Below are 9383 nucleotides of genomic sequence, written 5' to 3'. Positions count from 1 at the left end.
GAAAATGGACATGTCAGTCGATGAAAACTTTAAGCAGCAACTAACCAATGTGTACCAAGTACATCTTGATTTGCAGAAAGCATTTTTAGCTACAGATGCTACGGCAGCCAAGAAACAGGCTGGTAGTGTTAAATCGGCTTTGGACAAAGTGGATATGAGCCTGGTTAAAGGAGAAATGCACAACCAGTGGATGAACAGTCTAAAAACGCTGAAAACAACACTGGGTAACATCGAGTCAGGCAGTGACATAGAAAAGCAGCGCCTTGCCTTTGCGGATTTTAGCGATGCGCTTTACAGTGCTATCAAGATGTTTGGTACAACTGGTGAAACGATTTATTACCAGTACTGCCCAATGGCCAGGGATAACAAAGGGGCCTACTGGTTGAGCGCAGTAGAGGAAATTAAAAATCCTTACTTCGGTGATGCCATGCTCACCTGTGGAGAAAACAAAGCGGTGATTAAGTGAGTGGTGGTGAGTCCCCGGTCACTGGGTATTCATACCGGGGATCTCAATTATGCTATTTGATAAAAGAATAATGCTATGAAAGAATGTTGCAAAATGGATGATACCTCCAAGCCTTCGAATATAAAGAAGTGGATGGCACGTGGGTTTTGGTTGCTTCTTCTGCTAGTGGCAATGGGCCTTGCAATAGCCGATGCAATGGGCCAATAATAGGAACCCTGATTTCTTAAATTATAACCCAAATACCTTAAATACACATGATTCCATACACGTTTTGATTTATCAAGGAATAATTAAACATCAAAACAATGAAAAGTAGATTCAGTATTTTAAGTATAGCAGTGATTACTCTTTTTGCAATTGGCTGCTCAGTGGTAAAGCCCGGTACACACGCTATGAAATGGAGCCCGTATGGAAATGGATTGAAAACGGAGCAAGTATATAAAGATGGTATTGTGTGGCATATGCCCTGGAATGGGGTCGTGCGTTATAGTGTGCAGTGGCAAACTTACACGGAGAATGTGGCTGTTCTCACCAAGGATGAACTCCATATCCCAATCACTGTATCTGTTACTTTAAGACCGATTGAGGCTGAGCTGGCTCAATTGGAATTAGAGGTTGGTCAGAACTATTACAAAAATGTAGTAAGACCTGAATTTGTGAGCCTTACAAGAAATATTTTCGCGAGTTACGATTACAAAGTAGTCTCGCCAAAGAGCCCGGATATTGAAAAGGAAATTTTCAGGCAGTTGGTAACTAAAATTGAGGGCAAACACCTTGAGATCGATAATGTAACCATCGACCATATTAAATATCCACAGGTTGTTACTTCAGCTGTGGATAGAAAACTGGCAGTTGAGCAGGACATTCAGCAAAAAGACTATGAAATAAAAATTGCGGAGAAGCAGGCAGAGATCCAACGCATTTTAGCAAAAGGCCAGCGAGATGCCCAGCAGATCATAGATGCAGGGCTCACCCAAAAATACCTTCAGTATAAGGCATTGGAGGTACAGGATAAGCTAACGAACAGCCCTAATACCAAATTTTTCTTCATCCCTATGGGCAAAGATGGCCTACCAGTGATAGTGGATACGGGAGGAGATGGAAACTAAAATCAATAATATAGAAAAATACAAGATAATATGAAAAAGCAATTAATAATGATAGTAGCCCTCTTTGTAGCATTGGGGGCTGCCAATGCGCAGCATAATCATGGATCAAATGACAAAAAAGAAGGCTCTAAAATGGATCATTCCATGCATTCAGGAATGAAAATGGAAGAAGGGAAGACAATGTCCTATGATGTAAGCAATGATTTTAAGAAACAGCTTACAGAGGTTTACAATACCTCGTTTGAGTTGGCAGACAGTTTTTTAACCGGTGAAGTGGAAGGCATTTCCAATAGCGGCTTACAGGTAAAGGCGACATTAGGAAAGATAGACATGGGCTTACTCAAGAGCTCCGAAGCGCACATGGAATGGATGATGAATCTGAAGGTGATGAATACAGCTTTGGATAAAATGACAGAATCTAAAGATACCAAAGATCAAAAAGCTGCTTACGATTCTTTTAACCAGGCATTATTTAAAAGCATCAAAACCTTTGGCATAATAGGGGCTTCAGTGTATTACCAGTACTGTCCTATGGCACTTAACAATCAGGGAGCTTATTGGCTAAGCGATACAAAAGAAATACGAAATCCTTATTTCAGTGGCAATATGCTCTCTTGTGGCAGCACTAAAGAAATTATCAACTAAATACCTATAACCATGAAAGCCACAAAAATTATAGCGACAGTATTGTTGGGCTTGGCCATTGGCCTCTATTCCTGCAATGATGACGATATGCACAACGGACTTTCTCAAGCAGATTTGGAATCACTGAACGGCTTGAGGGAGGCCTACACAAATGCAGTCAATGAGAATGAAGCCTTCAAAATATCTGTTCAGGATGACGATTTGGATGGCATTCATTTGCATGACTCACTGTTTCACCATTTTCAAAACCTTTATGAAGAACATCATGAAAACTATTCGCACGAAAATGGACATGATGACCATCATCACGATACTGATGGTATGCATATGGGTTCAAATGGGATGAACGGACACGATGATCAGGACGGTCATCATGCCGAAGATCACGAGTTAATGGATGGCTTGATGGGCGACCATGAATCCATCTCTCACTAGAATATTTAAAATCCTGATTAGGGGATGCTTCAAATAGACCAGAAAGAATATGGTTTACAAGCACCCCCTTAGACAGGACAAAAGACACCTGTTATGAAGCGAGCAAAACGTTTAAAACAAAAAGAGAAAGAGGTTAAATTGGACAAACAGTCAATCATAGTGCTAGCCTTCTTTGGTATGGTAGTCCTAAGTATAATTGCCTATAACATATGGAACAATACTTCCCCAACTACATGGGTATCCATAGATGAACAATTACCAAACAACAAAGTGTGCATGGTAAATGACGCCTACATGGGAGTAAATCAGATAGAGGTACCTGTGGAGGGAAAGATATATTACGGATGCTGTGAGATGTGTGTAGACAAGTTAAATAACTTGGAGTCTGTGAGGTATGGGACTGACCCATATACCGGACAGCCGGTGGACAAAGCAGATGCATTCATTGTATTAAAATCAAAAGCCACAGGCGAGGTTTTTTACTTCGAGTCAGAGGAAACCTACACCAAATACAAACAAGAAAAAGGTGCAGGATCTTAACCATGGTCGATAGAGCGGCACATACCAAAATCAAAATTTCGAACATGAAGAAAAAGTATAAAAAAGAAAAGGAATTTATTCCGGCATTAGGTTTTAATTTCCTTACTGGGCTTTATGATTACACTATCAAACTCACCATGCCGGAGAAGAAATTTAGGAATCTGCTTATCGAAAGGATTGATCCTCAGCCTAATGAAAAAATTCTTGAATTTGGCTATGGAACAGGGACTAACCTAGTACTAGCAACTCAAAAGTCACCTCAGTCACATTTCCATGGATTAGATATTGACCCCAAAGTAAAAGAGATCGCTAACTCAAAATTGAAGGGAAAAGACATTCAAATGGATCTTCAACTATATGGAGGATCGGCCTTTCCTTATGAAGACCATACTTTTGACAAAGTCTACAGTTGCCTGGTCTTTCATCAGTTGAATGAGCAAGCCAAACTGGAAAGCTTAAAAGAGATACACCGTGTTTTGAAGCCAGACGGCAGGCTCATCGTTGGGGATTGGGGCAAGGCAAAGAACCGATGGATGCGCATTTCCTTTTATATTGTACAGTTACTGGACGGTTTCAAAACGACTACTCCCAATGTAAAAGGATTACTGCCTGAATATATACGGAAGGCTGGCTTTACCGATGTAAAGGAGACTGGTTTTATCAATACACGTATCGGGTCGTTCTGTTATTACGTGGGAACAAAGAAAAAATAATGAAGCGCAACACCAACTACTACATCAGAAAAGCACATCGGTATTTAGGTTTGTTTCTAGGCATTCAATTTTTATTTTGGACACTTGGCGGGCTCTACTTTAGTTGGAGTGATATTGATAAGATACATGGAGAGCACTTGGTGATGGAAAAAAAAGGCTTCTCTCCCACATCTGGTCTAATCGCTCCGGATAGCATACTCATTAAGATAAATAGTACGCAACCCTTGAAGCCAATAGCCAAAATCGAACTAGTGGAGGCACTTGGTGAACCCTATTATCAGCTCCAATTGATGACAGGGGAATACAGGTTATTCTCCGCAAAAACGGGGCAAGTAAAACCGCAATTCACTGAAGACGAGGCGAAAGAAATTGCCAAGTCCTATATCACATTCAAAGCGGAAATAAAAGAAGCTCAATTATTGGCAGAAGTAGGTGGTCATCATGAATATAGGGAACGCCACCTTCCGGTATGGTCCATTGCATTTGATTATGAGGGAGACCCGGTTGTGTATGTGGATGCTGTCACTGGACAGTTTGAGCGCATCAGACACAACAACTGGAGAGCATTTGATTGGCTCTGGATGATGCACACCATGGATTATGAAACCAGGGATGATTTTGGTAATGGGTTACTCAAGGCGTTTTCAATCCTCGGGCTGATCACTGTACTATCCGGATTTTTTCTTTTTGGAGTTTCATATAACAAAAGAGAATTCAAATTTTTTAAGGTCAGAAAATCATGAAAGCGACAGTAAAAATTCAGCCTGATCTTACACCAACCTTGGATGAATTTTTAATCAAAGATTCCATCGGTAATAGAAATTGATGTCCTTATAGATGAAGGTTTTGGCATTCTCACTGAAATGGTGTAAGAGCTACTCTAAAGAGAACTAGATGTGGATTTCAACCTCTGCCACATCCTGGAATCCATCGTATGCACACAGGCTCTCAGGGCTGAAGACTTTATCTGGTTAATGCTCCTTTGCAACGTGATCGTAAAACAGGAAGCTAATCATATTGATGTAGCCTATGTCCGCTTTTGTCTATGGAAGCTGTGGAAAATGAAAACCTTGGAATGATAGCACTGGAGATTAGAAATAGCTGGAAAACGTTATCAACCATTTGAGCAGATCATCCAGGGAGTTAACAGGGGCTTAATGCCCATTTCTCTCACTAGTAATAATGAATCGGAGCATTCAAAATTCACTAGCAATGGCTATTGTAGGATAATAACTAAAGTCTGTACTTTGTACTATTAAGAATAATTATAAATAACAATTCAAGTCAATGCGAGGCATATATACATTCTTATTAATGATAATATCAGTCTACTCTTTTGCTCAAACCAAAACAATCGAAGGTAGAGTTACTGAAAAGGGAACAAGCAAAGGCATTCCTCATGCAAATGTAAGTGTTGAAAATACCCAAATAGGTACCAGGACTGATGGACAGGGGTATTTCAAAATCGAATATGCTCCGGCCACTTCTGAGGAAATTACTATTTCCTGCATAGGCTTTAATTCGCTGACGATAGCTATTGATAAAGTTGGTACAGGTGATAACATAGAACTAGAGGAAAACATACTCGTCTTGCCTCAATTAGTCATAGAAAGCCAAAGCCTCACGCTCGGGAGAGTTGGGTTAAAGGAAATCCCTGGATCAGTACAATACATTTCTGCTGTAGAGCTGAAAAACTATAACTACACCAACGTGAATGACATCATGAAAATGGTGCCCGGTGTAAACGTCCAGGAAGAAGATGGTTTTGGCCTAAGACCTAACATAGGTCTTAGGGGCTCCAGCCTGGAAAGAAGCGCTCGCATTACCATTATGGAAGACGGGATATTGGCTGCACCGGCACCTTACTCATCACCCTCTGCTTATTATTTTCCCACTATGGGCCGTATGAATAGTGTGGAAGTGCTCAAAGGTGCCAGCCAGATCCGGTTTGGTCCGTTTACAACAGGTGGGGCCATCAACTTAATGTCCACCCCGATTCCAAATCGGTTTGCAAGCAAATTTCAATTGACAAGCGGGAGCTATGGATACAAAAACTTACACGCTTACGTAGGTACCAAATCAGAGCAGGTAGGCTTTCTTGTCGAGACTTTTCAATACGGTGCAGATGGGTTTAAAGAACTTGAAAATGGAGATGATACCGGGTTCGATAAGAAAGACTATCAAATAAAAGTAGGGATTAATACCAAAGCGGATGCTAAGGTGTATCAGTCTTTGAATATGACCATGGGCCAAACATTTGAAGACGCCAACGAAACCTACCTGGGGTTAACTGCATCTGACTTTGATGACAATCCGTATCAGCGATATGCGGCCTCACAGTTGGACAATATGGATGCTGAGCAGTCCAGGTTTTCACTTCAGCATTACATAGAAATGCCCGGTGGTGTCAATATTGTAACTACTGCCTATCGAAATGATTTTGCAAGAAACTGGTACAAATTGCAGGGTATCGTTGATGGCCCCTCACTCTCCTCAGTACTTGATAATCCGGAAACCTTCCCAGCCGCATACCAACTGCTGAGGGGGCAAAGTATTGCTGATACGGCTAGCCTAAGCTTAAGAGCTAATAACAGAGAATACTATGCTCAGGGAGTTCAGTCAGTAGTGGATTATGAATTTGAAACCGGGAACGTTTCGCATGATATTCATGTAAGTGGCAGATGGCATGAGGACGAAGAGGACCGCTATCAATGGGAAGACCTTTATGCCATAAACGATGGTACCATTAAGCTAATACAGCCTGGAACACCCGGTACACAAGCAAATAGAGTAGAATCAGCAAAAGCTTTTGCCGGCTATATACTCTATCAACTAGATGTAAACCGATGGAGTTTTACCCCGGGTATCCGTTATGAGAATATAACTGTGAGCCGGAAAGACTATGGGAAAAATGATGTGGAGAGAACTGGTAGTGATCTACAGACAAGATCAAATAGCTTCAGTGTTTGGTTGCCTGGCGTAGGTGTAAATTATCAGTTATCCGGCCAACTCAATTTGTTCAGCGGTGTGCACAGAGGGTTTGCTCCGGCTGGCAGCTCAGATGATACTGACCCGGAGTTGAGTACGAACTATGAACTGGGGATCAGGAAAACCAATAGTAAAGTGGAAGGATCAGCAGTGTTGTTTTATACAGATTACCAAAGCTTACTTGGCAGGGATATTGCTGCCGCAGGTGGCATAGGTTCAGGAGATGCGTTTAATGCAGGAACGGCCATAACTAGGGGTTTGGAGTTTCAAGTTGGGTTTGATGCGGTAAATACAAGTAGCACTATTTCATTGCCGGTGGTAGCTGCATATACGTATACGGATGCTTATTTTAGTAAGAGTTTTGAATCTGAACTTGAACCCTGGGGAATGGTTAATAAAGGAGATCAGCTGCCCTATATTGCTAATCATCAGGTATATGTCAACGTGGGCATCCAGCATAAACGAGCATCCTTATTTTTTAATACCAAATATCAGGGTGATATTGGTACTGTTCCGGGTGCTGAGGACACAGTTCCCGGTGAGCGCATAGACGGGTTCATGGTTTTTGATCTTTCAGCCAATGTTATTATCAATAAATTTCTTTCAGCCAATATTTCGGTAAGCAATGTTTTTGATAATAAATATGCAGTGGCTGCCCGTCCTGCCGGCCTTAGGCCCGGAGCTCCAAGAATGATCAATTTTGGTGTGAGGGCAGACTTTTAGTCATTAGGTTGAGTGAGGTTTCCCGATCTTTATGGGAAACCTCTTTCAGTTTATTAGGTTTTATTTTTTTCACCAGTGTTCTCAGTATGCTGTAAAGAATCCGTTGTTTTTTCAAAACAAGAAGGGTTTTGAATATTGAGTGATCCTACTTACCTTTAATAAGTAGAATTGAATCCAAAGTGGGAACTTTAAAAAATCGTATTTTCTCCTTTTCCCTGCTTAGTACCTATTTGGGTGCCTTTCTGGTTTATTTTGTCTGTAATCTGGGTGATGTCGCAGGGTTTGACCACAATTACACTCATGAAGAAAAGAGCCATTCAGAAGGCCACCATTCACATGACCATGGTCATGATGCCCATAGTCATGACCATTCAGCATCAGAAGGAGAGGAATGCTGTGATGATTTTACCGCCCAAGTCGTATATGATGCCAAAATTCTTGTTAAAGAATTACAAGTTTCGTTTTCCAATTTTCAACTCAATCAGGTTGAGCATTTTATTGCTCAATTTACCAATAGCTATAAAGAATTAACCACTCTATTATACGAAATAGATAGGCCGCCTCCCCGGCAGGCTTCTATCCTTATTTTATTCCAGGTCTTCCGGATATAATACCTTTATATAAGGTCACTTTTACGTGCAAGGCTTTAGTAATCCACAACTATAAGAACGTTGTGTATCATACCTTTTTTAAAACGTTGGGACAAAAGGTAAGCCTTTTCATATTTTCCCTTTAATCTTTTCAACCGTAAAATAATATTCCAATGAAAAAATCAATTCTATTGGTCTTTCTGACTGTAAGCAGTTGGGGGACTTTCGCACAGCATAGCCATGGAAGCCATGGCAATGAAACTAAAAAAAATACAGATCAAATGGGCCCAATGTTTAAGAGCCAGGAGATGGGTGAAGCATACCTGAAGTATACAGCATTGAAAGACGCCCTTTTTGCGTCAGACGTTTTGAAATCAAATGATGCGGCAGCACAGCTCGTCCTTGCCCTCCAAGAGGTGAAAAATGGCAACAAAGCATTCACTGGCGCAAAAATGGTTTCAGAAGCCAAAAGCATTGAAGATAAGCGAAAGATGTTTGCCATGTTGAGTGCTGAAATGATCGAGTTGGTAAAAAACTCCAAATTAACCATGGGAGCTATTTACGTGGATTATTGCCCCATGGCCAATGACAATGCGGGTGCTTCATGGCTATCAAATGATGCTAAAATTGCAAATCCATATTTTGGTGATAAAATGCCGTCGTGTGGAAGTGTAAAAGAAACCATTGAATAAAATGGAAGCGCTTTTACCGGAATGGATGCCAAATATCCATCCATTGATTATTCACTTTCCTATTGCTCTATGGGCTGTTGCTTTGCTGTTTGATGTGGTTTTTGTCATCAAAAAGAGCACCTGGACACGAAATGGAGCGATGAGTTTGTATGCTTTGGCTGCTGTCAGTGCTTTTGCTGCGTATCTCTCTGGGGACCAGGCCATCGATATGGTTTCCGTCCCATTTCAGGGAGAAGTCACAGCCAGCCAGCACTCAGATTGGGGGCATTACACGCTTTACTTTTTTGCAGGATATGCTGTTTTGCGAGGATTCCTCTATTGGAAAAGCCTGGATACCAAAAAATTGATGGCGATTGGCCTGCTGATATTGGGACTGGTCGGAATGGGCATGGTGGCTAAAACAGCGGACCTTGGGGGAAAGCTGGTTTACAAATACGGCGCGGGAACAAAAAAATAATTATTGAACAATTCAAATAATATAA

The 9383-nt window shown here is 41.2% G+C and carries 11 protein-coding genes; all 11 read left to right on the top strand.

Annotation, left to right across the window (positions count from 1 at the left end):
• Positions 1-466, top strand: a 466-nt coding sequence (locus RLN88_RS16735) for a DUF3347 domain-containing protein (RefSeq protein WP_350222558.1), incomplete at its 5' end; no start/stop codon positions are given.
• A gap of 305 nt (positions 467-771) precedes the next feature.
• Positions 772-1575, top strand: coding sequence for a prohibitin family protein (locus RLN88_RS16730; protein WP_348284239.1), 804 nt, complete (start codon positions 772-774; stop codon positions 1573-1575).
• 30 nt (positions 1576-1605) lie between these two features.
• Positions 1606-2220, top strand: coding sequence for a DUF3347 domain-containing protein (locus RLN88_RS16725; protein WP_350206089.1), 615 nt, complete (start codon positions 1606-1608; stop codon positions 2218-2220).
• A gap of 12 nt (positions 2221-2232) precedes the next feature.
• Positions 2233-2655, top strand: a complete 423-nt coding sequence (locus RLN88_RS16720) for a hypothetical protein (RefSeq protein WP_350206088.1) — start codon at positions 2233-2235, stop codon at positions 2653-2655.
• Between the two features lie 159 nt (positions 2656-2814).
• Complete coding sequence (locus RLN88_RS16715; protein ID WP_350222557.1) at positions 2815-3195, top strand: hypothetical protein; 381 nt, start codon at positions 2815-2817, stop codon at positions 3193-3195.
• A 44-nt stretch (positions 3196-3239) separates the two neighbouring features.
• Positions 3240-3908 carry a class I SAM-dependent methyltransferase gene (locus RLN88_RS16710; protein WP_350206086.1) on the top strand — a complete coding sequence of 223 codons (669 nt, stop codon included), beginning with the start codon at positions 3240-3242 and terminating at the stop codon, positions 3906-3908.
• Positions 3908-4651 carry a PepSY domain-containing protein gene (locus RLN88_RS16705; protein WP_350222556.1) on the top strand — a complete coding sequence of 248 codons (744 nt, stop codon included), beginning with the start codon at positions 3908-3910 and terminating at the stop codon, positions 4649-4651. Before RLN88_RS16710 ends, RLN88_RS16705 begins: the two co-directional genes overlap by 1 nt.
• Before the next feature lie 571 nt (positions 4652-5222).
• Entirely contained in the window at positions 5223-7619 is a 2397-nt protein-coding gene (locus RLN88_RS16700; RefSeq protein ID WP_350222555.1) for a TonB-dependent receptor domain-containing protein, read from the top strand.
• A gap of 179 nt (positions 7620-7798) precedes the next feature.
• Complete coding sequence (locus RLN88_RS16695; RefSeq protein WP_350204893.1) at positions 7799-8230, top strand: hypothetical protein; 432 nt, start codon at positions 7799-7801, stop codon at positions 8228-8230.
• A gap of 152 nt (positions 8231-8382) precedes the next feature.
• Positions 8383-8901: a DUF3347 domain-containing protein gene (locus RLN88_RS16690; RefSeq protein WP_350113910.1), complete on the top strand. Its 519-nt coding sequence runs from the start codon at positions 8383-8385 to the stop codon at positions 8899-8901.
• A 1-nt stretch (position 8902) separates the two neighbouring features.
• Positions 8903-9358 carry a DUF2231 domain-containing protein gene (locus RLN88_RS16685; RefSeq protein WP_350222554.1) on the top strand — a complete coding sequence of 152 codons (456 nt, stop codon included), beginning with the start codon at positions 8903-8905 and terminating at the stop codon, positions 9356-9358.
• Positions 9359-9383: the final 25 nt, after the last annotated feature.

Source organism: Ekhidna sp., assembly GCF_040223195.1.
Classification (GTDB): domain Bacteria; phylum Bacteroidota; class Bacteroidia; order Cytophagales; family Cyclobacteriaceae; genus Ekhidna.
This window is presented reverse-complemented; position numbering and strand designations above follow the sequence as displayed.

Excerpts from the sequence above, each read along its gene's own strand:
- RLN88_RS16730 (WP_348284239.1), top strand. The coding sequence starts at position 772 with ATGAAAAGTAGATTCAGTATTTTAAGTATAGCAGTGATTACTCTTTTT.
- RLN88_RS16725 (WP_350206089.1), top strand. The coding sequence starts at position 1,606 with ATGAAAAAGCAATTAATAATGATAGTAGCCCTCTTTGTAGCATTGGGG.
- RLN88_RS16720 (WP_350206088.1), top strand. The coding sequence starts at position 2,233 with ATGAAAGCCACAAAAATTATAGCGACAGTATTGTTGGGCTTGGCCATT.
- RLN88_RS16710 (WP_350206086.1), top strand. The coding sequence starts at position 3,240 with ATGAAGAAAAAGTATAAAAAAGAAAAGGAATTTATTCCGGCATTAGGT.
- RLN88_RS16705 (WP_350222556.1), top strand. The coding sequence starts at position 3,908 with ATGAAGCGCAACACCAACTACTACATCAGAAAAGCACATCGGTATTTA.
- RLN88_RS16700 (WP_350222555.1), top strand. The coding sequence starts at position 5,223 with ATGATAATATCAGTCTACTCTTTTGCTCAAACCAAAACAATCGAAGGT.
- RLN88_RS16690 (WP_350113910.1), top strand. The coding sequence starts at position 8,383 with ATGAAAAAATCAATTCTATTGGTCTTTCTGACTGTAAGCAGTTGGGGG.
- RLN88_RS16685 (WP_350222554.1), top strand. The coding sequence starts at position 8,903 with ATGGAAGCGCTTTTACCGGAATGGATGCCAAATATCCATCCATTGATT.